This is a genomic window from Phenylobacterium sp., from assembly GCF_031181185.1.
Classification (GTDB): domain Bacteria; phylum Pseudomonadota; class Alphaproteobacteria; order Caulobacterales; family Caulobacteraceae; genus Phenylobacterium.
Genome location: NZ_JAPSKZ010000033.1, coordinates 1 through 20,605, shown reverse-complemented (window position 1 = coordinate 20,605; position 20,605 = coordinate 1). Strand labels below are relative to the sequence as shown.

Genomic DNA, 20,605 nt, shown 5'->3' with positions numbered 1-20,605 from the left:
TCCCTCCGCCGGGTAAGGCCGGTGGGAGGGACCAATCCAATGCCGAACCTCGATGTCTGGGCGCCGCGCGTCCTCAGCATCCTGCGCATCATCGCGGCGCTGCTGTTCATGCAGCACGGCCTGATGAAGCTCTTCGACTTCCCCGGGCCACAGGAAGGCGCGCCCGATCCGCTGCCGATGCTACTGGTCGTCGGCGCCTGGATCGAGGTCGTTGGCGGCGCCCTGATTGCGCTGGGCCTGTTCACCCGCCTCGCTGCATTCGTCTGCTCAGGCGAGATGGCGGTGGCTTACTTCATGTTCCACGGCGCCCAGGGCTTCTGGCCCGCCCTGAATGGCGGCGAGTTGGCCATCATGTTCTGCTTCGTCTTCCTGTACCTGGTGTTCGCCGGGCCCGGGCCGTGGAGCCTGGACGCCATCGTCAGGAAGAAGCGGTAGGGCCGAGTGGGTCACCCCCGCCTTGGCCGGGGTGACCTGCTTCGCTGTCAGATGTGCAGGACGCGACCGTAGGCGTCGAGAGACGCCTCGTGCATGGCCTCGCTCATGGTCGGGTGCGGGAAGACAGTGGCTTGGATCTCGGCCTCGGTGGCCTCCAGCGTCATGGCCATGGCGAAGCCCTGGATCATCTCGGTGACCTCGTGGCCAACCATGTGGGCGCCGATCAGCGCGCCGGTCTTGCCATCGAAGATGGTCTTCACCAGACCCTCGGTCTCGCCGGCGGCCACGGCCTTGCCGTTCACGCGGAACGGGAAGCGGCCGACCTTGGGCTCCAGACCCTGCTCCTTCGCCTGGGCCTCGGTCAGGCCCACCGAGGCGACCTGCGGGTTGGTGTAGGTGCAGCCCGGGATCGGAGCGGTCAGGTTCGTGGGCTTCAGGCCCGCGATATGCTCGATGCAGTGCACGCCCTCGTGGCTGGCCTTGTGGGCGAGCCAGGGCGGCCCCGCCACGTCGCCGATGGCGTAGAGCCCCGGCACGCCCGTCGCGCCATGCTTGTCGGTGACGACGTGGGTCTTCTCGACCTTCACGCCCAGGGCTTCCAGACCCAGATCCTCGACGTTGCCGACGATGCCGATGGCGACGATGCAGACGTCGGCCTGCAGGGTCTCGGCCTTGCCGCCGGCCTCGATCTCCAGGCTCACCCCCGTTTTCGATTTGGTCAGCTTCTTCACATTGGCCGGGACGCGGAACTTGATGCCGCGCTTCTCGAAAGCCTTGTGGGCCACCTTCGAGATTTCCTCGTCCTCGACGGGCAGGATCCGCGGCATCATCTCGATGACCGTAACTTCTACGCCCAAGGCCCTGTAGAAGCTTGCGAACTCCATACCGATAGCGCCGGAACCCACGACCACCAGCGATTTGGGCGCCGCCTTCGGCACGAGCGCCTCGCGATAGGTCCAGACGCGCTCGCCGTCCGGCTCCAGCCCGATGGCGGGCACGGTCCGCGCCCGCGCGCCGGTCGCCAGGATGACGTGCTTGGCGGTCAGCTTGCGCGCGCCCACCACGACCGTCGGCGCCGCCCCGCCCCTTTCGAGACGCGCGGAGCCCTGCACCACCTCGATCTTGTGCTTCTTCATCAGGAAGGTGACGCCCGAGTTCATCTGGGCGGCGACCTTGCGCGAGCGCTGCACCACGGCCTCGAAGTCGAAGCCGCGCTTCTCGACCGACAGGCCGTAATCCTTCAGGTGATCCAGCTGCTCGTAGACCTCGCCCGACTTCAGCAGCGCCTTGGTCGGGATGCAGCCCCAGTTCAGGCAGATGCCGCCCAGTTCCGACCGCTCGACAATGGCGGTCTTGAAGCCCAGCTGCGAGGCCCGGATCGCGGTCACGTAACCGCCAGGTCCCGAGCCGATCACAACGACGTCGAACGCATCAGCCATCAGAGCAAAGCCTCGATCGCGCCTTCCAGCGCCTTGGGTTCAACGGTGGGGGCGAAGCGGTCCACGACCCTGCCCGACCGGTCCACGAGGAACTTCGTGAAGTTCCACTTGATGCCCTCTGTGCCCAGCACGCCCTTCTTCTGCTTCTTCAGGAAGACGTAGAGGGGGTGGGCCGAAGGGCCGTTCACATCGATCTTCCGCATCATCGGGAAGTCGACGTCATAGGTCAGCGAACAGAACGACTTGATCTCCGCCTCGTCGCCCGGCTCCTGCTGACCGAACTGGTTGCAGGGGAAGCCCAGCACCACGAGCCCGCGTTCGGCGTACTTGCGGTGCAGATCCTCCAGCCCGGCGTACTGCTTGGTGAAGCCGCACTTGCTGGCGGTGTTGACGATGAGCAGCACCTTGCCGCGATGGTCGGAGAGCGGCGCCGGTTGGCCGTCAATCGTCTCAGCGGTGAAGTCGTAGACGCTGCTCATCGCGGCCTCAGACGATCATCGTCAGCGGCTCTTCGAGCAGCCCCTTGAACACGGCGAGGAACTTCGCGCCCGTCGCGCCGTCCACCACGCGGTGGTCGCAGGTCAGCGTCACCGACATGACGGTGGCGATCGCCAGCTGATCGCCGCGCACCACGGGCCGCTTCTCGCCCGCGCCGACGCTCATGATGCAGCCCTGCGGCTCGTTGATGATCGAGGCGAAGCTCTTGATCCCGAACATGCCCAGGTTCGACACCGAGAAGGTGCCCCCCTGGTACTCCTCTGGCTTCAGCTTCCGGTTCCGCGCCCGCTCAGCCAGGTCCTTGGCCTCGGTGGCGATCTGCGCCAACCCCTTCAGTTCGGCCTGGCGGATGATCGGGGTGATCAGGCCCCCCGGCACCGCCACCGCCATGGCGATGTCGGCGTGGTGGTGCATCGCGATGCCTTCGGGCGTGTACGAGGCGTTCGCCTCGGGCACGCGCTTCAGGGCGACCGCGGCGGCCTTCATCACCATGTCGTTGACGCTGACCTTCACGCCCTCCTTCTCGAGGATGGCGTTGATCTTGGTGCGCGCGGCCAGGAGGCCGTCGATCTCGAGATCGATGGTCAGCGGGAAGTGCGGCACGTCGCGGAAGCTGTCGGTCATCCGCCGGGCCACGGTCTTGCGCATGCCGTCCAGGGGTACGAGGTCGTAGCTGCCGGGCGCGATGCCCTGCTGCTCCAGGCTCTGGACCTGACGCGGCGCGGCAGCCGGAGCCGTCGAGGGCGCGGCGGAAGGCCGCGCGGCGGGCGCCCGCGCCTGCCCCGCCTGGGCGGCGTCGATGTCGGCCTTGATGATCCGGCCGTGCGGTCCCGAGCCCTTCAAGGCCGACAGGTCGATGCCCTTCTGCTCGGCGAGCCGGCGGGCCAGCGGCGAGGCGAAGATGCGGCCGCCGTCGGCGGTCTTGGCCGGGGCGGCCGCGGGCTGAGCCGCGGCGGGAGCCGTAGCCCCAGCGGGAGCTGCGGCGGGAGCCGGAGCCGGCTTGGCCGCCGGGTCAGTCGCCTGCTCGCGACTGGCGCGGGCCGAGTCGGTCTGTGACGTCGGCGCGGGCGCCGCCTTGGGCGCGGGCGCAGCGGCGCTCTCGCCCTCGCCGGCGAGGCGCGCGATCGGCGTGTTGACCTTCACGCCTTCCGAGCCCTCGGGCACCAGGATCTCGGCCACGACGCCTTCGTCGACCGCCTCCACCTCCATGGTGGCCTTGTCGGTCTCGATCTCGGCGATCACGTCGCCCGAGCGAACCTGGTCGCCTTGCTTCACGTGCCATTTGGCGAGCGTGCCCTCCTCCATCGTCGGAGAGAGCGCGGGCATGAGGATGTCCGTCATGCGGGTTCCTTGGAGAGATGGGCCAGGCCGGCGGCGTTCGCCTCCCAGTTCTGGCCGTCGAAGGCTTCGATCGCGATATCCAGCCCCTCGACGGAGTCGAGGCAGCGGGCGTTGACGCTCCAGCCGTCGGGATTGGACCTGGGGCGGTAGAAGCTCTTCACGCCGCATTCGGCGCAGAAGAGGTGCTTCGCCACCCGGCTATTGAAGGTGTACTCGGCCAGCCGATCCGCCCCCGCCGTAAGGCGGAAGCGGCCCTCGGGCACGATCACGTGCACGAAGCCGGTCTTGGCGCACATCGAGCAGTTGCAGGTCTGGGCCTCAACCCGGTCCGGCAACGCGACCTCGAAGCGGACGCCGCCGCAGTGACAGCCGCCCGCGCGCCAAGTGAACGGCGCGGCCGTCATCGGTAGGTGACCTGCTTCACCGCCGCGACGATCTTCTCGACGGAGGGCAGCGACATCGCCTCGAGGTTGGCCGCGTACGGCAGGGGCACGTCCTCCTGGCAGACCCGCGCGGGCGGAGCGTCCAGCCAGTCGAAGGCATGCTCCACCACCCGGGCCGCGACCTCGGCGCCGACGCCCATCGGGCCCCAGCCTTCCTCCACGGTGACCAGGCGGTTGGTCTTCTTCACGCTCTCGACGACCGTCTCGTGGTCCAGCGGGCGCAGGGTGCGCAGGTCGATGACCTCGGCCTCGATGCCCTCCGCCGCCAGCTCCTCGGCGGCCTTCAGGGCCAGGCCCACCATGCGCGAATAGCCCACGATGGTGACGTCCTTGCCCTCGCGGCGGACCTTGGCCTTGCCGATCGGCACGACCCAGTCGATGCCTTCCGGCACGTCGAACTCCTGGCCGTAGAGCATCTCGTGCTCCAGGAAGACGACCGGGTTCGGGTCGCGGATCGCGGCCTTCAGCAGGCCCTTGGCGTCGGCCGCGTCGTACGGCGCGATCACCTTCAGGCCCGGCACGTGGGCGTACCAGGCGGCGTAGTCCTGGCTGTGCTGAGCCGCCACGCGAGCGGCGGCGCCGTTGGGCCCGCGGAAGACCACGGAGGTCTTCAGCTGGCCGCCCGACATATACAGGGTCTTCGCCGCAGAATTGATAATGTGATCAATGGCCTGCATGGCGAAATTGAAGGTCATGAACTCGACGATGGGCTTCAGGCCCGCCATCGCCGCGCCTACGCCGAGGCCGGTGAAGCCGTACTCGGTGATCGGGGTGTCGATCACCCGGCGGTCGCCGAACTCGTCCAGCAGACCGCGGCTGACCTTGTAGGCGCCCTGATACTGGGCGACTTCCTCGCCCATCAGGAACACGGCCTCGTCCCGGCGCATCTCCTCGGCCATGGCGTCGCGCAGGGCGTCGCGGACCGTCACCTTCACCAGGTTCACGCCCTCGGGCAGTTCGGGGTCCTTCAGCGCCTGGGCCGGCGTCACGGCCGCCGCGCCCTCGCCTTCCGGCTGCGGCCTGGCGGTCTCGGGCGGCTGCTTCTCGGGATCGCCGGCAGAGGCCTCGCCTTCGCCCTTGGCCGCCGAGGCGGGCTGCGGCGCGGGCGGCGGCGCGGGCGGCGCGGCCCCGGCCTCGCCCTGCAGGCGCGCGATCGGGGTGTTCACCTTCACTTCCTGCGAGCCTTCCGGCACGAGGATCTCGGAGACGACGCCTTCATCGACGGCCTCGACCTCCATGGTCGCCTTGTCGGTCTCGATCTCGGCGATCACGTCGCCGGACCGGACCTTGTCGCCGGGCTTCACGTGCCACTTGGCGAGGGTGCCCTCCTCCATCGTGGGCGAAAGGGCCGGCATCAGGATGTCGGTCATTGCGCGGCTTCCGTGTAGACGTCGGTGTAGAGCTCGGAGGGCTCGGGTTCGGGACTGGTGCGGGCGAATTCCGCCGCGTCGGCGACGATCTTCTTCACCTCGGCGTCGATGGCCTTCAGCGCCGCCTCGTCGGCCCAGCCGTGCTGCTCGAGCAGCTCCTCGACATGGTCGATCGGGTCGCGGGTCTTGCGGACCTCGTCCACCTCCTCGCGCGTCCGGTACTTGGCCGGGTCGCTCATGGAGTGGCCGCGGTAGCGGTAGGTCTTCATCTCGAGGATGTAGGGGCCTTGGCCCGAGCGCGCGTGCTCGGCGGCCTTGCGGGCGGCGTCCCTGACCGCCAGCACGTCCATGCCGTCGACTTCCTCGCCCGGGATGCCGAACGAGACGCCGCGCTTGTGCAGCCGGGTCTCCGACGAGCTGCGCTCGATCGAGGTGCCCATGGCGTACTGGTTGTTCTCGATCACGAACACGACGGGCAGCTTCCACAGCTCCGCCATGTTGAAGCTCTCGTAGACCTGGCCCTGGTTGGCGGCGCCGTCACCGAAGTAGGTGAAGCTGACCTTCCCGTTGTTCCGGTACTTGTTGGCCAACGCCAGGCCAGCGCCCAGGCTGACCTGGCCGCCCACGATGCCGTGGCCGCCGTAGAAGTCGGCCTCGGTCGAGAACATGTGCATCGAGCCGCCCTTGCCCTTGGACGAGCCGCCGGCTCGGCCGGTCAGTTCGGCCATGACTTCGCGCGGGTCCATGCCGCAGGCCAGCATGTGGCCGTGGTCGCGGTAGCCGGTGATGACCTGGTCGCCCGGCTCCTTGATCGCCTGGACGCCGACCGCGATCGCCTCCTGGCCGATGTAGAGGTGGCAGAAGCCGCCGATCAGGCCCATGCCGTAGAGCTGACCCGCCCGCTCCTCGAAGCGGCGGATGAGCAGCATGTCCCGATAGTACTTGAGAAGTTCGTCCTTGCCGGCGGCGGCGTTCCCGTCCGCGCCATTGGCTTTTCGCCGACCGGCTTCACCGGTCTGCCCGCGCGCCATGCGACACTCCGTGATCCAATGCAGGTGTCCGCTAGAACCCTCGGAGGGGTGCTAGGGCTTCATGCGGATCACATAGTCTCTTGGATCAGCAAAGCCTAGCAGAGAGCGCGCCCTTTCCTCCAACAGATCGGCGGAAAGGCTCTGATCGCGCAGAAGCTGGGCGCGCACTTCCAGGTCCCGGCGCTTGGCGGTGACTTCGGCCAGCTCCCGCTGCTTGGCGAGCAGCGTCGCGTCGCGTTGGTCCGACCGCAGGATCCCGCCCTCGCCCGTGAAGGCGTGGAAGCCGAAGTAGAAGATCAGCAGGGCGAGCGCAGCGGTCGACAGGTACGGGCGAAGACGGGCGAGCACGGACGCGAGAATCCTCAGGCGGTACGCACGCCTTCTGGCCCGCGCATGCTTAATGCGCCGCTAACCGCCGCCGTTCGGCGACGTTGATATCGCTCCCAATCCGTTTGACCGCCGCCGGGCCTTGCGAAAGGCTCGCCGCTGAACGGGGAGAGGCTCCTTCATGGCCAGAACGATTCCGGCGCTGCTCGGCGGCGCGATTCTGCTGTTGGCGGCCGCGCCGGCCGCCGCCCAGCCCGCGACGTCCCAGGCTGTGCGGACCGAGCGCGTGCGGATCGACAAGGCCCGCATCGATCGGGCGCTGGCGCAGATGGTGGCGAGCGGCCGGGCGGCCGGCGCCTCGGCTCTGGTCTGGCAGGACGGCGCCGAGCGCTACTTTGGCGCGGCAGGTTTCGCCGACCGCGAGGCGGGGCGGCCGATGCGTCGGGACGCGATCCTGCAGATCTATTCCATGACCAAGCCGGTCACCGGCGTCGCCCTGATGCAGCTGTGGGAACAGGGCCGATTCGGGGTCGATGACCCGCTGGCGCTGCATCTGCCGGAATACGCCGGGGTGAAGGTGCTGACCAAGGACGGGACGCTGCGGCCGCCGGCGCGGCCGATCCTGGTGCGCGACATCCTCCGCCACACCGCCGGGTTCGGATACGACCAGGAGCCGCTGGCGCCCCAGAACGACCTCGCCGAGATGAGCCGGCAGGTCGCCGGCGCGCCGCTGCTCTACGAGCCCGGCTCGGAATGGCGCTACAGCATCGCCGTCGATGTCCAGGCGCGGCTGGTGGAGAAGCTGGCGGGCGTCGCCTTCGAGACCTACGTCCAGCGCAACATCCTCGAGCCGCTGCGCATGGGAGAGACCGGCTGGAGCCAGCCCGCCGAGCGGCTGCCGCGGTTCGCCGCCACCTACGTGCGCAAGGACGGGCAGCTCGTGCGCCAGGACCACGCCACCACCCGCAGGCTCAACTTCGCGCCCAAGCGCCTCACGATGGGCGGCGCAGGCCTGGCAGGCCCCATCGACGACTACATGCGTTTCGCCCGCATGCTGCTGAACGAGGGAGAGCTGGATGGCGTGCGGATCCTGAAGCCATCCACCGTGCGGCTGATGGCGACCGACCACCTCGACCCGCAAATGAGGACCCGCCACTTCCTGCCCACGAAGGGTCAGGTGGGCTTCGGTTTCGACTTCGCCGTACGCACGGCGCGGCCCGCGAGCGCCGAGGAGAATCGCGGTGCGGTCGGCGAATTCTTCTGGGACGGCGCGCAGTCGACCCTGTTCTGGGTCGATCCGGCGAACAGGCTGACCGCCGTGTTCTTCGTCCAGACCGTCCCCTTCGACGGGACGCTGCACAAGGACATCCGGGCCGCCGTCTACGGCCCGGACTATCTCGGTCCCGCCGGCGACGCGCGGCGCTAGAGCGCCCGCAGGGCCCGGCGGCCGGCGTAGATCGCCTGGTCGCCCAGCTCTTCCTCGATGCGCAGCAGCTGGTTGTACTTGGCCGTGCGATCCGAGCGCGCCAGCGAGCCGGTCTTGATCTGACCGCAGTTGGTGGCGACGGCCAGGTCGGCGATCGTGGAATCCTCCGTCTCGCCCGACCGGTGGCTCATGACGGCCGTGTAGCTGTTGCGGTGGGCCATATCGACGGCGTCCAGGGTCTCGGACAGCGTGCCGATCTGGTTGACCTTCACCAGGATGGAGTTGGCCAGGCCCTTGCCGATGCCCATGGCCAGGCGCTCGGGGTTGGTCACGAACAGGTCGTCGCCCACCAGCTGGACCTTGCCGCCGAGGCGCTCGGTCAGCAACTTCCAGCCGTCGAAGTCGTCCTCTGCGCAGCCGTCCTCGATGCTGACGATCGGGAACTTGGCCACCAAGTCGGCGAGGTAATCCACCATGCCGGCCGGGTCGACCGTCTTACCCTCGCCTTCCATGACGTACTTGCCACCCTTGAAGAACTCGGTGGAAGCCACGTCCAGGCCCAGGTGGAAGTCGTCGCCCACCTTGTAGCCGGCGCCCTCGCCCGCCTTGACGATGAACGCCAGCGCCTCTTCGGCCGAACCGATGTTCGGCGCGAAGCCGCCCTCGTCGCCGACGTTGGTGTTGTGGCCGGCGTCCTTCAGCTGCTTCTTCAGGGCGTGGAAGATCTCGGCGCCCATGCGCAGGCCTTCGGCGAAGGTCTCGGCGCCGGTCGGCAGGATCATGAACTCCTGGATGTCGATTGGATTGTCGGCGTGGGCGCCGCCGTTGATGATGTTCATCATCGGCACCGGCAGGATGCGCGCCGAGACGCCGCCGACGTACTTGTACAGCGGCAGGGCCGCCGAACTGGCCGCGGCCTTCGCCGTCGCCAGGCTGACGCCCAGGATGGCGTTGGCGCCCAGGCGGGCCTTATTCGGCGTGCCGTCCAGCTCGATCAGGATGCGGTCGATGCGGCGCTGGTCCTCGGCGTCGGAGCCGGACAGCGCGTCGTAGATCTCGCCGTTCACGGCGTCGATCGCCTGGCGCACGCCCTTGCCCAGGTAGCGGCCCTTCTCGCCGTCGCGCTTCTCGACCGCCTCGTGCGCGCCGGTCGAGGCGCCGGAGGGCACGGCCGCGCGGCCCATGGAGCCGTCTTCCAGGATGACGTCGACTTCGACGGTCGGGTTGCCCCGGCTGTCCAGGATCTCGCGGGCGGTGATGTCGACGATCTCGGTCATGGGACTCCTCAGTTTTTCGGCGGCGGCGGGAGCCTTAGCCAGCTTCCGCCGCGCGGGCAACTTGACTTCCCCTTGGGTTCACGGGGCATGGCGGCCGCAACGGAGGAACATCATGCTGCTGGTCGAGAAGCCCTACGAAGGCGTCGCCGTCGTCACCCTGAACCGCCCCGAGGCGATGAACGCGCTGTCGAAGGCGCTACGCCAGGCGCTCCGGCAGGCGATGGTCGAGCTGGACGCCGACCCTTCGGTGAAGGTGATCGTGCTGACCGGCGCGGGCGAGCGGGCGTTCACCGCCGGCCTCGACCTGAAGGAGCTCTCCAGCGATCCGCTGGGCATGGGCGCGGCGAACGCCACCGATCCCGCCGAGAACCCGGCCCGCGCCCTGCTCGCCACCGACAAGCCGATCATCGGCGCGATCAATGGCGTGGCGATCACCGGCGGCTTCGAGGTGGCGCTGGCCTGTGACGTGCTGATCTGCTCGACCAACGCCCGTTTCGCCGACACCCACGCCCGTGTGGGCATCACGCCGGGCTGGGGCTTGTCGCAGAAGCTGTCGCGGGCGATCGGGCCCTACCGCGCCAAGGAGCTGTCCCTGACCGGCAACTTCCTGGACGCGAACACCGCCTACGAATGGGGCCTGGTGAACCGGGTCGTCGAGCCCGGGGAGCTGATGGAGACAGCGCTGACGCTGGCCCGCCAGATGGCCGACATCGAGGCCGAGATGCTGGTGACCTACAAGGCCATGATCGACGACGGCTACGAGAGGAGCCTGGGCGACGGTCTGGCGCTCGAGCACGAGCGCTCGGTCGCCTACAACGCCGCCGTGACGCCCGAGATGGTGGCCGAGCGCCGCGCGGCCGTGCAGGCCAGAGGTCGGAGCCAATGAGGGGGCGCAGCCAGTAGAGCGCGCATGCAAAGGCCCCGTCTGTCGCCAGACGGGGCCGCGCGAATTCAGTCAGCCTGGGAGAGGCTTAGTCTTCCTTCGGCGTCAGGACCTGACGGCCCTTATACATGCCGGTCTTCAGGTCGACGTGGTGCGGGCGCTTCAGCTCGCCCGTTTCCTTGTCTTCGTGATAGGCGTTCGGGCCCAGCGCGTGGTGCGAGCGACGCATGTTCCGCCGCGAGGGCGAGGTTTTTCTCTTAGGAACGGCCATCGGAGTATCTCGAAATGATTGCGGCGGCCGAACCAGGCCGCCGACGTGAGCGCGGGTGTATGCATGAAACCCCGCGCCGGATCAAGCGCCTCTAGACCAGCCGGCTCCGCTCCTTCGCCGCGCCGACGAAGCTGGCGAACAGCGGGTGCGGATCGAAGGGTCGGCTCTTCAGTTCGGGGTGGTACTGCACGCCCACGAACCAGGGATGGTCCTGGCGTTCGCAGATCTCGGGCAGCTGGCCGTCCGGCGACAAGCCGGTGAACTTCAGCCCCGTGGCCTCGATCCGCTCGCGGTAGCCGATATTGACCTCATAGCGGTGACGGTGCCGCTCCTGGATGGTTGGGGAGCCGTAGATCTCCGCCACCCGCGAGCCCGGCGTCAGGATGGCTTCGTAGGCGCCGCAGCGCATGGTGCCGCCGAAGTCGCCGCCCTCGGCGCGGGTTTCCTTCTCGTTGCCGCGGACCCATTCGGTCATCAGGCCGACGATGGGCTCGGATGTCGGGCCGAACTCGGTGGACGAGGCCTGCTTGATGCCGGCCAGGTTCCGCGCGGCCTCGATCATCGCCATCTGCATGCCGAAGCAGATGCCGAAGTACGGGATCTGGTGCTCGCGGGCGAACTGGACCGCGCGGATCATGCCTTCCGATCCGCGCTCGCCGAAGGCGCCGGGCACCAGGACGCCGTGCACGTTGGTCAGCCGCTCGGCGATCAGCGCCTCTTCCTTTTCGAAGGCCTGGCCCTCGATCCAGTCGAAGCGGACGCGGACGTTGTTGGCCACGCCGCCGTGGATCAGCGCCTCGACGAGCGATTTGTAGGCGTCGGTCAGGGCCGTGTACTTGCCGACGATGGCGATGTTCACCTCGCCGTCGGGGTGGCTCAGCCGGTGGGAGATCTCTTCCCAGCGCGAAAGGTCGGGCTTCGGCGCCTTGTCGGTCAGGCCGAAGACGTCCAGCACCTCGGCGTCGAGGCCCTCGCGGTGGTAGTCCAGCGGCACGGCGTAGATGTTGGCGCTGTCCAGCGCCTGAATGACGGCGCTTTCCCGCACGTTGCAGAACTGGGCGATCTTGCGCCGTTCGCCCTCGGGGATCTCCATCTCGCAGCGGCAAAGCAGGATGTCGGGCTGGATGCCGATGGAACGCAGCTCCTTGACCGAGTGCTGCGTCGGCTTGGTCTTCATCTCCCCGGCCGTCTTGATGAACGGCAGGAGCGTCAGGTGGATGAAGCAGGCGTGCCCGCGCGGCAGCTCCTGGCCGAGTTGGCGGATGGCCTCGAAGAACGGCAGGCCTTCGATGTCGCCCACGGTGCCGCCGACCTCGATCAGCACGAAGTCGACGTCCGGGCCTGGATCCGAAAGGACGAAGTCCTTGATCTCGCCGGTCACGTGCGGGATCACCTGAACCGTGGCGCCGAGGTAGTCCCCGCGCCGCTCCTTCTCGATGATCTTCTTGTAGATCTGGCCCGTAGTGATGTTGTCGGCGCGCGTGGCCGACACGCCGGTGAAGCGCTCGTAGTGGCCGAGGTCGAGGTCCGTCTCCGCGCCGTCGTCGGTCACGAAGACCTCGCCGTGCTGATAGGGGCTCATCGTCCCCGGATCGACGTTCAGATAGGGGTCGAGTTTCCTCAGACGGACCTTGTAGCCGCGCGCCTGAAGAAGCGCGCCGAGAGCGGCGGACGCGAGACCTTTACCCAGAGAGGAGACCACGCCGCCGGTGATGAAGATGTACCGGGCCATGGGCGTTCAGATTAGCCGTGATTCGGTCGGGCCGCCCGCCCGACGTTTGAAAAGATCCACGGCTATTGCGACTGGGCCGGAGCTTGCGGAGCCGGCGCCGGCTGGGCCGGCTGGCTGGTGAACGGATTGCCGACGACCGGGGCCGGCGCCTGGAACGGCGACGGCGCCTGCTGCGGAGCCGCGGGCGAGCCGGCGGGCGGCTGCTGTTGCGGGGTCGGCTGGTTCAGGCTGTTCGGGTCGATGGCGTCCACCTTCAGCCGGTCGACGACCGACGAGGCGCCGCCTTCGCGGCCGGCCATGACGGTCAGAAGCAGGCCGAGGACGAAGAACACCGAGCCCAGGATCCAGGTCGTCCGCGTCAGCAGGTCGCCCGCGCCGCGCGCCGTCATGAAGCCCGACGGGCCGCCGCCCATGCCCAGCGCCCCGCCCTCGGACCGCTGCAGCAGAACCACGACGATCAGGAAGAACGCGACGATGACCTCGAGGACGAGGAGCAGCGTGAGCAGCATGGACTTACGTTTCCGGTGCGTTTCGGCGGACACACCCGCCCGAAATGAAGCGCGCGCTCTACCACCTGACCGCGCCCAAAGCCATAGCTAGTGGGTCGCATCCATCGGACAAGAGATGATTCTCGACCTCAGGCGCCTGCCCATCCTGGAATCCGAACGGCTCCGTCTCGAGCCGCTCAAGGTCGAAGACGCCGAGGCCATCTTCCCGATCCTGGGCGACCCCGAGGTGACCGCCTATTGGGATGCGCCCGAGCCGGACGATCCCGACGTCGTCGCCGACGTCGTCCGCAGCCAGGTGGAGAACATGCAGGCCGGCCGCGCCATGCACTGGACCATCCGCACGCTCGCCGACCGCAGCTTTGTGGGCTGTTTCGACCTCACCGACATCGACCGCCGACACCGCCGCGCCGAGGTCGGCTTCATGCTGAGCCGCGACGCCTGGGGCCAGGGCTACGCCCCCGAGGCGATGCGGACCGCGGTGGCCTTTGCGGCCGGCAGCGGCCTGCGCAAGCTCGCGGCGCGGACCAGCCTCGGTCATCGCCGCTCGGAAAGCGTCCTCGAAAAGCTGGGCTTCGAAGAGGAAGGCCTGTTGCGCGGCCACATGCTCGAGGACGGCGAGCGTCGCGACTGCCGCCTCTGGGGCCTTCTGCTCTAGGGCGAAGCTTCCTATCTGCCAGACTTGCAGGGAGTCGCAGATGAGCCACCCCATCGCCGTGAAGGGTTTCGACCACATCGTCCTGCGCGTCCGCGACAAGGACCGCATGGTCAGCTTCTACCGCGACGTTCTCGGCCTTGCCGTCGACCGCGACCGTCCGGAGATCGGCCTCACCCACATCCGGGCCGGGACCCAGATGATCGACCTGGTGACCCTGGACGGGCCCCTCGGGCGCATGGGCGGCCAAGGCCCCGGCCGGGAGGGCCGGAACCTCGACCATTTCGCCCTGCAGGTCCGTCCCTTCGACGAGCCGGCGATCCGCGCGCACCTGGCGGCGCACGGCGTGGACATCGTCGAAGAAGGCCAGCGCTACGGCGCGGACGGCGATGGCCTATCGCTCTACATCCGAGACCCCGAAGGCAACACGGTCGAGCTGAAGGGCCCCAGCGCCTAGAGCGCCGTGACGATCGCCAGGAAGTCCTGGGCCTTGAGCGAGGCGCCGCCGACGAGCGCGCCGCCGACCTCGTCGGCGTGCAGGATCTCGGCGGCGTTGGAGGGCTTCACCGAGCCGCCGTACAGGATCGGGACCGCCCGGCCCGCGTCGCCGAACAACTCGACCAGTGTGGCTCGGATGGCGCGATGCACCTCCTCGATCTCGGCCGTGGTCGGCGTCAGACCGGTGCCGATCGCCCAGACGGGTTCGTAGGCGACGGCGAACGGCTTGCCGGCAAGCTCGGCGGGCAGCGAGCCGCGCACTTGCCCCGTGACGATCCTCAGCGTGTCGCCGGCCTTGCGCTCCTCCAGCGTCTCGCCGACGCAGACGATCGGCTCCAGGCCGGCCCGCAGGGCCGCCTTGACCTTGGCCGCGACGATCTCGTCGGTCTCGCGGTAGCCGGCGCGCCGCTCGGAGTGGCCGAGGATCACCATCCGCGCGCCGGCGTCGGCCAGCATCTCGCCCGAGATGTCCCCGGTGAAGGCGCCAGCGTCATCCCAGTGGGCGTCCTGGCCGCCCACCACCACCTTCGAGCCCTCGAGCGCCTCGGCCATCCGGTGGATCAGGATCGAGGGCGGGCAGATCGCGACTCGGCCGGGGCAGTCGCCCACCCCCTGCGCGATGGCCTTGGCCTCGGCCAGCGAGGCGGAGGTCCCGTTCATCTTCCAATTTCCGGCGATCAGCGGCGTCGGAGCGGTCATTTGGCCTCACATTTGTCCACTGCCGCGGGCGGTTAAGCCAAGCCGGCGCACCTGTCACGTGTTGCCGTAGGGAAGCGGCCTCCACTATACCGGCCCGCACGTCTGCGCCCCGGAAAGGGTTTTCGTTTCATGCTCTCCGCCATTCGCTCGTTCGCGAAGTCCTGGGTCGCCGCCGTCCTCATCGGCCTCCTGATCGTCAGCTTCGCGATCTTTGGCATCAACGACGTCTTCCGGGGCACGGTGGGCGACCAGGTCATCAAGGCCGGCTCGCGGGTGATCACCTCGGTCGACTTCCGGCGTGAGTACGACGACTACCGCAAGCGCCTCGAGCAGCAGAGCGGCCAGCAGATCACGCCGGAACTGGCGTCGCAGAACGGCCTGGACCGCCAGGTTCTGAACGGCCTGGCGACGCGCGAAGCCTTCGCCGAGATGCTGAGCAAAATGGGCATCCGCCCGTCGGACAAGCTGTTGGTGGCCGAGATCCAGAAGATCCCGGCGTTCTTCGATCCGATCAGCGGCCGGTTCGACCGCCGCACCTTCGAGCAGCGGCTGGGCGAGAACGGCCTGACCCCCGAGGACTTTGACCGGATCCTGCGCGACCAGATGGCCGCCCAGCATTGGGGCGCGGGGGCCGGGGAAGGCCTGCGCGCGCCGCGGGCCTACGGCGCCCTCGCCGCCATCTACGGCCTCGAGAGCCGCGACATTGCCTACTTCAACGTGACGCCGGCCAATGTGACGGCGGTCGCGCCGCCGACCGACGCTCAGCTCACCCAGTTCATGCAGCAGAACGCCGCCCAGCTGACGCGGCCGGAGATGCGCGTCCTCACCATCGCGCGCTTCACGCCCCAGGCGGCCGCGGCCGGGCCGGTGGACCAGGCCGAGCTTCAGAAGCTGTACGACTTCCGCAAGGACACGCTCTCGCAGCCCGAGACCCGGACCGTCGTGCAGATCCCGGCCAAGGACGCAGCCACGGCCCAGCAGATCCAGGCCAGGCTCGCTCGCGGCGAGGCGCCGGCCGCCGTCGCCAAGTCGGTGGGCGTGGACGCCATCACCTACGACAACCGCCCGCGTACCGCGATCGCCGACCGCCGCGTCGCCGAGACGGCCTTCCGCCTGCAGCCGGGCCAGGTGGCCCAGGCCCAGGGCGAGCTGGGCCTCGCGGTGGTGAAGGTGCTCTCCGTGACCCCCGGTCGCGCCGTGACGCTGGAGGAAGCCCGTCCGATGCTCGAGGCCGAGCTGCGCAAGACGGCCGCGGCTCAGAAGGTCTACGAGCAGACCCAGGCCTATGAGGAGGCCCACCAGAGCGGCGCCGATCTCGCCGCCGCGGCACAGAAGGCTGGCGTGCCGGTCATGACCGTCGGCCCGGTGGTGCAACAAGGCGTCGACGCCCAGGGGCGCCCCGTGCCGGGGCTGACACCCGCGATCCTCGACCAGGCCTTCTCGCTGCCCGCCGGCGGCGAGAGCGAACTGGTGGACGCCGGCGGCGGCGAATACTTCGCCGTCCGCGTCGAGCGGATCGTCCCGCCCGCCATGCCACCGCTGGCCGAGATCCGCGCCGACCTCGTCCGCGTCTGGACCGCCCAGGAAACCGCTCGCCGCATGGAGGCGCGGGCCAACGAGCTCGCCGAACGCATCCGCAAGGGCGAGGCGCTGACGGCGGTGGCCGCCTCTGCGGGCGTCTCGGCCTCTCAGATCACCGACCTGTCTCGCCAGACCGCCGGCCAGAACCAGGCGCTGTCGCGGGAGCTGATGGGCCGCGCGTTCAACGCCAAGCCCGGCGAGGTTTTCGTCAGCCGGGGCCGCGAGTTCGCGTTCTCGGTCGGCCAGGTCGGCGCCGTGCGCATGCAGCCCGGCCCGACGGCCGCGATGCTCGCCGAGCAGAGCCGCAGCGAACTCGCCAGCACCATCTTCCGCGAGATCGCCGACGCCGCCCAGAACGCCGCCCGCGACAAGCTGAAAGTCCGGGTGGACGTGAACCGCGCCCGCTCGGCCATCGGCATGGAGCCCCTGGAGACCAAGGGCCAGGCGGAGAAGAAGAAGTGACGCCCGAGCCGTCGTTCGAGGCGTTCCGATCGGCCTACGACGGCGGCGCTCCGCAGGTCGTCTGGACGCGGCTGATCGATGACCTGGAGACCCCGGTCTCGGCCTTCCTGAAGATCGGCCATGGGAAGCCGTACGCCTTCCTGTTCGAATCGGTGGAGGGCGGCGCCTGGCGCGGCCGCTATTCCATCATCACGCTCGCGCCCGACCTCGTCTGGCGCTGCCGCGGCGACCAGGCCGAGGTCGCCGAGGGCGAGGATATCGCCGCCGGACGTTTCACGCCCCAGCCGGGCGGCGCCCTGGACTCGCTGCGCGACCTGATCGCGGCCTCGCGGATCGAGCTGCCCCCCGGGCTCCCGCCCATGGCGGCGGGCGTGTTCGGGGCCGTCGGCTACGACATGATCCGGCTCGTCGAGCGCCTGCCGAACGTCAATCCCGATCCGCTGGACCTGCCGGACTCCGTCCTGGCCAGGCCCTCGATCGTGGCGATCTTCGACTCCATCGCCCAGGAGATCATCCTGGTGACGCCCGTCCGGCCGGGCCGGGCCACGCCGGAGGAGGCCTACGCCGCCGCCCGCGGGCGGCTGCAGGCGGTGGTCGACCAGTTCCGCCATCCCGCGCCGCCGCTCTCCGGCCAGGGACAGCCCGAGCCGGACAGCTTCACGACGCCGGTCAGCCGCGAAGACTACCGGCAGATCGTCGAGACGGCGAAGGGCTACATCCGCGCCGGCGACATCTTCCAGGTGGTGCCCAGCCATCGCTTCCGCGCGCCGTTCCGGCGGGACCCGTTCGCGCTCTACCGCTCGCTGCGGCGGACGAACCCCTCGCCGTTCCTGTTCTTCCTGGACTTCGGCGACTTCCATCTCGCCGGCTCCAGTCCCGAGATCCTGGTGCGCCTGCGCGACGGCAAGATCACCATCCGCCCGATCGCCGGCACCCGCCCCCGCGGCGCGACGCCGGAAGAGGACCAGGCCCTGGAAGCCGAACTGCGCGCCGACCCCAAGGAGCGGGCCGAACACCTGATGCTGCTCGACCTCGGCCGCAATGACGTGGGCCGCGTGGCCATGCTGAAGGAAGCCGGCGCGAACGCCCCCAAGGCGCCGTCGCGTACGCCGCGCGTCCGCGTCACCGACAGCTTCTTCGTCGAGCGCTACAGCCATGTGATGCACCTGGTCTCGAACGTCGAGGGCGACGCCCCCGAGGGTCTCGACCCGGTGGACGTGGTGCTGGCCGCCCTGCCCGCCGGCACGCTGTCGGGCGCGCCAAAGGTGCGGGCGATGGAGATCATCGACGAGCTCGAGATCGAAAAGCGCGGCTTGGGTTACGCCGGCGGCGTCGGCTACTTCGGGTGCGACGGCTCGGTCGACACGTGCATCGTACTGCGGACCGCCCTCTTCAAGGACGGCATGATGTACGTCCAGGCCGGCGGCGGCGTCGTCGCCGACAGCGATCCGGACGCCGAATACGACGAGACCCTGCACAAGGCGCGGGCCTTGCGGCGTGCGGCCGAGGAGAGCTGGCGCTTCGTCTGAGGACCGCCGCGAATTTTACCCAATACGGGTAGGACTCTTCCTTGCTTAACGCGTTAGGCGGCCCGACCTTGAACTAGGACGGAGCCACGGGGCGGCATGTCGGGAGCGGGCGAACGCCGGGTGGACGAGACGGCGAAGGAGCACAGTTCGGATCTGGCGCCGTCCCGCCGGGAGCGCGAGCTCGGGCGGCTGTCGCTCGCCTTCATGCTGGACCAGGCCGCCACGGGCCTCGACGGGCTCTCCAGCCTGGATGCGATCCTGGTCATGGCGATCAACCAGGCCAACGTCGCGCCGCTTACCCACGAACCTCTCACGCGCATCCGTCATGGCCGCCTCGAAGCGCCCGCTCCAGACGGCCGCCGTCGGCCCGTCAGCATCAATGCGGTCGCCAATTCCCTGCGGATGCCGTTCGAGACGGTCCGGCGTCACGTCCGTCGGCTGGAGCAGTCGGGCGCCTGCGCAAGTGTCGACGGCGGCGTCATCGTGCCCGAGGCCTATCTCGCCTCGCCCGGCTACGTGGAGGGCGTCACCCGCGGACACCGGCGGCTCGTGATCTTTTTCCATCAGGCGAACGCCGCGGGGCTCATCGAACCTCTACCGCGCTCCGCCTACCCGCCGGAGCCAGCCGTGCCGGTCCGCGCCGCCGCGCGGCTGATGGCCGACTACATCCTCCGCACGACCGACGCACTGCTGGGCATGGTGGGCGACATCGCCTCCGTCGTGGTCCTCCTCGCGATCGCCAGCGCCGAAAGCGGACGGACCAGCGTCGCCGAGATCGCCCAGCGGCTCGGCATGGCCGAGGAGACCGTGCGCCGGCACGTGAAGGGCCTGATCGCCCAAGGCCACGTGCTCCGGATCAGCACCGGCCTCGTCATGCCCTACGAGGTGATGGACCGCCCCGGCTGGCGCGCCTTCCAGCGCGAGAACGCCGTCAACGTGCAGCGCCTGTTCGCCGGCCTGGCCGAGCGCGGCATCATCGAAGCCTGGGCGCGGCTGATCCCCGCCGCCCTGCCCGACCTGGCTAGCCCGGGGCGTTCGGCGCCGCGGGGCGGGTGATCACGGGCGGCGCCAGCACCATAGCGGTCGCAAACGCCAGGGCCGACGTGGCCAGGAGGGCCGCCGCCGCGAGGGCGGGCCACATCCGTTCGTGTCGCGCCCGCGCAGCCAGCAGCGCCCGGGCTCGGGCCATCGCCTCCGGATCCAGGGCCGAATCGTTCCCCATCGAGGGCAGCATCCCGCTTGGCGGATGGGCCCGCAAAGCCTAATGGAAGCCCATGATCCTGGTGATCGATAACTACGACAGCTTCACCTACAACCTCGTTCACTATCTGAACGAACTGGGGGCCGAGACGCACGTCGTGCGCAACGACGCGCTCAGCGTCGATGAGGCTCTTGGGCTGAAGCCGGAGGCGGTGCTGCTGTCGCCCGGCCCCTGCACGCCGAACGAGGCCGGCGTCTGCCTGTCGTTGCTGACGGCTGCCCCGGCCGATCTCCCGATCTTCGGCGTCTGCCTGGGCCACCAGTCCATCGGCCAGGCGTTCGGCGGCGAGGTCGTGCGCGCCAAGGCGCTGATGCACGGCAAGACCAGCCTGATCCACCACAACGGCAAGGGCGTGTTCGCCGGCCTGAAGAACCCCTTCACCGCCACGCGCTACCACAGCCTGTCGGTCGAGAAGTCGGTGCTGCCGCCGGACCTCGAGGTCACCGCCTGGACCGAAGACGGCGAGATCATGGGCGTGCAGCACAAGAGCCGACCGATCTTCGGCGTGCAGTTCCACCCCGAATCCATCGCCACGGAATGCGGGCATGAACTGCTAGGCAACTTCCTCGACATTGCCGGCGTGAAGCGGCTGGCCGAGGCCTGATCGCCGTCCGATGTCCGACGCCTTCAAGCCGCTGCTTTCGCGCCTGGCCGACGGCGCGACCCTGTCGGACGAGGACGCGGACCTGTTCTTCTCGGCCTGCCTCCGCGGCGAACCCACCCCCGCCCAGGTGGGCGCCGCCCTGACCGCCATGCGCATGCGCGGCGAGACGCTGGGCGAGATCACCGCCTGCGCACGGGCGATGCGCCGAGCGGCGATCCGGCTCGAGCCGCCCTTCCCCACCATGGACGTCTGCGGCACCGGCGGCGATGGCCTGCACACCCTGAACATCTCGACGGCGGTCGGCTTCGTAGTGGCCGGCGGCGGGCTCAAGGTCGCC

At 69.2% G+C, this 20,605-nt stretch carries 22 protein-coding genes and 1 pseudogene; 10 read left to right on the top strand and 13 right to left on the bottom strand.

From position 1 onward, the window contains the following. Nucleotides 1-39 precede the first annotated feature (39 nt). Nucleotides 40-435, top strand: coding sequence for a DoxX family protein (locus tag RIF93_RS06215; RefSeq protein ID WP_309089498.1), 396 nt, complete (start codon nt 40-42; stop codon nt 433-435). A gap of 47 nt (nt 436-482) precedes the next feature. Here RIF93_RS06215 and lpdA read toward each other — a convergent pair whose 3' ends face one another. From lpdA to RIF93_RS06180, 7 genes are read right to left on the bottom strand one after another with little or no spacing between them, the layout of a single operon-like run. Continuing rightward, nucleotides 483-1,874, bottom strand: coding sequence for a dihydrolipoyl dehydrogenase (gene lpdA / locus RIF93_RS06210; protein WP_309089496.1), 1,392 nt, complete (start codon nt 1,872-1,874; stop codon nt 483-485). Next, nucleotides 1,874-2,353 carry a glutathione peroxidase gene (locus tag RIF93_RS06205; RefSeq protein ID WP_309089494.1) on the bottom strand — a complete coding sequence of 160 codons (480 nt, stop codon included), beginning with the start codon at nt 2,351-2,353 and terminating at the stop codon, nt 1,874-1,876. Before RIF93_RS06205 ends, lpdA begins: the two co-directional genes overlap by 1 nt. Nucleotides 2,354-2,360: 7 nt before the next feature. Further along, the gene (locus RIF93_RS06200; protein ID WP_309089492.1) at nt 2,361-3,713 is read right to left on the bottom strand and encodes a pyruvate dehydrogenase complex dihydrolipoamide acetyltransferase; all 1,353 of its coding nucleotides are present in this window, start codon (nt 3,711-3,713) and stop codon (nt 2,361-2,363) included. Further along, nucleotides 3,710-4,117: a GFA family protein gene (locus RIF93_RS06195; protein WP_309089490.1), complete on the bottom strand. Its 408-nt coding sequence runs from the start codon at nt 4,115-4,117 to the stop codon at nt 3,710-3,712. Before RIF93_RS06195 ends, RIF93_RS06200 begins: the two co-directional genes overlap by 4 nt. After that, complete coding sequence (locus RIF93_RS06190; RefSeq protein ID WP_309089488.1) at nt 4,114-5,526, bottom strand: pyruvate dehydrogenase complex E1 component subunit beta; 1,413 nt, start codon at nt 5,524-5,526, stop codon at nt 4,114-4,116. The genes RIF93_RS06195 and RIF93_RS06190 overlap by 4 nt, the downstream gene beginning before the upstream one ends. Continuing rightward, the gene (gene pdhA, locus RIF93_RS06185; protein WP_309089486.1) at nt 5,523-6,557 is read right to left on the bottom strand and encodes a pyruvate dehydrogenase (acetyl-transferring) E1 component subunit alpha; all 1,035 of its coding nucleotides are present in this window, start codon (nt 6,555-6,557) and stop codon (nt 5,523-5,525) included. The genes RIF93_RS06190 and pdhA overlap by 4 nt, the downstream gene beginning before the upstream one ends. A 51-nt stretch (nt 6,558-6,608) precedes the next feature. Continuing rightward, the gene (locus RIF93_RS06180; protein ID WP_309089484.1) at nt 6,609-6,905 is read right to left on the bottom strand and encodes a septum formation initiator family protein; all 297 of its coding nucleotides are present in this window, start codon (nt 6,903-6,905) and stop codon (nt 6,609-6,611) included. Nucleotides 6,906-7,065: 160 nt separating this feature from the next. On the opposite strand from RIF93_RS06180, the gene RIF93_RS06175 reads away from it, so the two are divergent. After that, nucleotides 7,066-8,310 (top strand): serine hydrolase domain-containing protein, encoded by a 1,245-nt coding sequence (locus RIF93_RS06175; RefSeq protein ID WP_309089482.1) that lies wholly within the window; start codon nt 7,066-7,068, stop codon nt 8,308-8,310. On the opposite strand, the gene eno is transcribed toward RIF93_RS06175, so the two are convergent. Further along, entirely contained in the window at nt 8,307-9,587 is a 1,281-nt protein-coding gene (gene eno / locus RIF93_RS06170) for a phosphopyruvate hydratase (protein WP_309089480.1), read from the bottom strand. The two genes, RIF93_RS06175 and eno, sit on opposite strands and share 4 nt — an antisense overlap. A 112-nt stretch (nt 9,588-9,699) precedes the next feature. Between eno and RIF93_RS06165 the strand changes: the two genes are divergently transcribed. Further along, complete coding sequence (locus tag RIF93_RS06165) at nt 9,700-10,473, top strand: enoyl-CoA hydratase (protein WP_309089478.1); 774 nt, start codon at nt 9,700-9,702, stop codon at nt 10,471-10,473. 85 nt (nt 10,474-10,558) lie between these two features. On the opposite strand, the gene rpmF is transcribed toward RIF93_RS06165, so the two are convergent. The 3 genes from rpmF to secG all read right to left on the bottom strand — a co-directional run bounded on the left by rpmF (nt 10,559) and on the right by secG (nt 12,982). Next, nucleotides 10,559-10,741, bottom strand: a complete 183-nt coding sequence (gene rpmF / locus RIF93_RS06160) for a 50S ribosomal protein L32 (RefSeq protein WP_041373400.1) — start codon at nt 10,739-10,741, stop codon at nt 10,559-10,561. A gap of 91 nt (nt 10,742-10,832) precedes the next feature. Continuing rightward, on the bottom strand, nt 10,833-12,473 hold the full coding sequence (locus RIF93_RS06155) for a CTP synthase (protein ID WP_309089475.1): 1,641 nt from the start codon (nt 12,471-12,473) through the stop codon (nt 10,833-10,835). Nucleotides 12,474-12,535: 62 nt separating this feature from the next. Beyond that, the gene (secG, locus tag RIF93_RS06150) at nt 12,536-12,982 is read right to left on the bottom strand and encodes a preprotein translocase subunit SecG (protein WP_309089473.1); all 447 of its coding nucleotides are present in this window, start codon (nt 12,980-12,982) and stop codon (nt 12,536-12,538) included. Nucleotides 12,983-13,097: 115 nt separating this feature from the next. On the opposite strand from secG, the gene RIF93_RS06145 reads away from it, so the two are divergent. Further along, complete coding sequence (locus RIF93_RS06145) at nt 13,098-13,637, top strand: GNAT family N-acetyltransferase (protein ID WP_309089471.1); 540 nt, start codon at nt 13,098-13,100, stop codon at nt 13,635-13,637. Nucleotides 13,638-13,677: 40 nt separating this feature from the next. Then, on the top strand, nt 13,678-14,091 hold the full coding sequence (locus RIF93_RS06140; RefSeq protein WP_309089470.1) for a VOC family protein: 414 nt from the start codon (nt 13,678-13,680) through the stop codon (nt 14,089-14,091). Here RIF93_RS06140 and tpiA read toward each other — a convergent pair. Beyond that, nucleotides 14,088-14,831: a triose-phosphate isomerase gene (gene tpiA / locus RIF93_RS06135; RefSeq protein ID WP_309089468.1), complete on the bottom strand. Its 744-nt coding sequence runs from the start codon at nt 14,829-14,831 to the stop codon at nt 14,088-14,090. The two genes, RIF93_RS06140 and tpiA, sit on opposite strands and share 4 nt — an antisense overlap. 129 nt (nt 14,832-14,960) lie before the next feature. Here tpiA and RIF93_RS06130 point away from each other — a divergent pair, with 129 nt between their 5' ends. From RIF93_RS06130 to RIF93_RS06120, 3 genes are all read left to right on the top strand, one after another. Next, entirely contained in the window at nt 14,961-16,874 is a 1,914-nt protein-coding gene (locus RIF93_RS06130) for a SurA N-terminal domain-containing protein (protein ID WP_309089466.1), read from the top strand. Beyond that, nucleotides 16,871-18,403 carry an anthranilate synthase component I gene (gene trpE, locus RIF93_RS06125; RefSeq protein WP_309089464.1) on the top strand — a complete coding sequence of 511 codons (1,533 nt, stop codon included), beginning with the start codon at nt 16,871-16,873 and terminating at the stop codon, nt 18,401-18,403. The genes RIF93_RS06130 and trpE overlap by 4 nt, the downstream gene beginning before the upstream one ends. A 96-nt stretch (nt 18,404-18,499) precedes the next feature. Beyond that, entirely contained in the window at nt 18,500-19,459 is a 960-nt protein-coding gene (locus tag RIF93_RS06120; protein ID WP_309089462.1) for a DeoR family transcriptional regulator, read from the top strand. Here RIF93_RS06120 and RIF93_RS06115 read toward each other — a convergent pair. Then, nucleotides 19,425-19,625: a hypothetical protein gene (locus RIF93_RS06115; RefSeq protein ID WP_309089460.1), complete on the bottom strand. Its 201-nt coding sequence runs from the start codon at nt 19,623-19,625 to the stop codon at nt 19,425-19,427. The genes RIF93_RS06120 and RIF93_RS06115 overlap by 35 nt on opposite strands. 52 nt (nt 19,626-19,677) lie before the next feature. Here RIF93_RS06115 and RIF93_RS06110 point away from each other — a divergent pair, with 52 nt between their 5' ends. Together RIF93_RS06110 and RIF93_RS06105 are read left to right on the top strand one after the other, a co-directional pair. Further along, complete coding sequence (locus RIF93_RS06110) at nt 19,678-20,268, top strand: aminodeoxychorismate/anthranilate synthase component II (RefSeq protein WP_309089458.1); 591 nt, start codon at nt 19,678-19,680, stop codon at nt 20,266-20,268. Between the two features lie 10 nt (nt 20,269-20,278). Then, a pseudogene (locus tag RIF93_RS06105) lies at nt 20,279-20,605 on the top strand (anthranilate phosphoribosyltransferase); the annotation flags it as partial.

Bases quoted from the DNA above. Each gene is read 5' to 3' on its own strand.
- RIF93_RS06215 (WP_309089498.1), top strand. From the start codon at position 40: ATGCCGAACCTCGATGTCTGGGCGCCGCGCGTCCTCAGCATCCTGCGC.
- lpdA (WP_309089496.1), bottom strand. From the start codon at position 1,874: ATGGCTGATGCGTTCGACGTCGTTGTGATCGGCTCGGGACCTGGCGGT.
- RIF93_RS06205 (WP_309089494.1), bottom strand. From the start codon at position 2,353: ATGAGCAGCGTCTACGACTTCACCGCTGAGACGATTGACGGCCAACCG.
- RIF93_RS06200 (WP_309089492.1), bottom strand. From the start codon at position 3,713: ATGACGGACATCCTCATGCCCGCGCTCTCTCCGACGATGGAGGAGGGC.
- RIF93_RS06195 (WP_309089490.1), bottom strand. From the start codon at position 4,117: ATGACGGCCGCGCCGTTCACTTGGCGCGCGGGCGGCTGTCACTGCGGC.
- RIF93_RS06190 (WP_309089488.1), bottom strand. From the start codon at position 5,526: ATGACCGACATCCTGATGCCGGCCCTTTCGCCCACGATGGAGGAGGGC.
- pdhA (WP_309089486.1), bottom strand. From the start codon at position 6,557: ATGGCGCGCGGGCAGACCGGTGAAGCCGGTCGGCGAAAAGCCAATGGC.
- RIF93_RS06175 (WP_309089482.1), top strand. From the start codon at position 7,066: ATGGCCAGAACGATTCCGGCGCTGCTCGGCGGCGCGATTCTGCTGTTG.
- eno (WP_309089480.1), bottom strand. From the start codon at position 9,587: ATGACCGAGATCGTCGACATCACCGCCCGCGAGATCCTGGACAGCCGG.
- RIF93_RS06165 (WP_309089478.1), top strand. From the start codon at position 9,700: ATGCTGCTGGTCGAGAAGCCCTACGAAGGCGTCGCCGTCGTCACCCTG.
- rpmF (WP_041373400.1), bottom strand. From the start codon at position 10,741: ATGGCCGTTCCTAAGAGAAAAACCTCGCCCTCGCGGCGGAACATGCGT.
- RIF93_RS06155 (WP_309089475.1), bottom strand. From the start codon at position 12,473: ATGGCCCGGTACATCTTCATCACCGGCGGCGTGGTCTCCTCTCTGGGT.
- secG (WP_309089473.1), bottom strand. From the start codon at position 12,982: ATGCTGCTCACGCTGCTCCTCGTCCTCGAGGTCATCGTCGCGTTCTTC.
- RIF93_RS06145 (WP_309089471.1), top strand. From the start codon at position 13,098: ATGATTCTCGACCTCAGGCGCCTGCCCATCCTGGAATCCGAACGGCTC.
- RIF93_RS06140 (WP_309089470.1), top strand. From the start codon at position 13,678: ATGAGCCACCCCATCGCCGTGAAGGGTTTCGACCACATCGTCCTGCGC.
- tpiA (WP_309089468.1), bottom strand. From the start codon at position 14,831: ATGACCGCTCCGACGCCGCTGATCGCCGGAAATTGGAAGATGAACGGG.
- RIF93_RS06130 (WP_309089466.1), top strand. From the start codon at position 14,961: ATGCTCTCCGCCATTCGCTCGTTCGCGAAGTCCTGGGTCGCCGCCGTC.
- RIF93_RS06120 (WP_309089462.1), top strand. From the start codon at position 18,500: ATGTCGGGAGCGGGCGAACGCCGGGTGGACGAGACGGCGAAGGAGCAC.
- RIF93_RS06115 (WP_309089460.1), bottom strand. From the start codon at position 19,625: ATGGGGAACGATTCGGCCCTGGATCCGGAGGCGATGGCCCGAGCCCGG.
- RIF93_RS06110 (WP_309089458.1), top strand. From the start codon at position 19,678: ATGATCCTGGTGATCGATAACTACGACAGCTTCACCTACAACCTCGTT.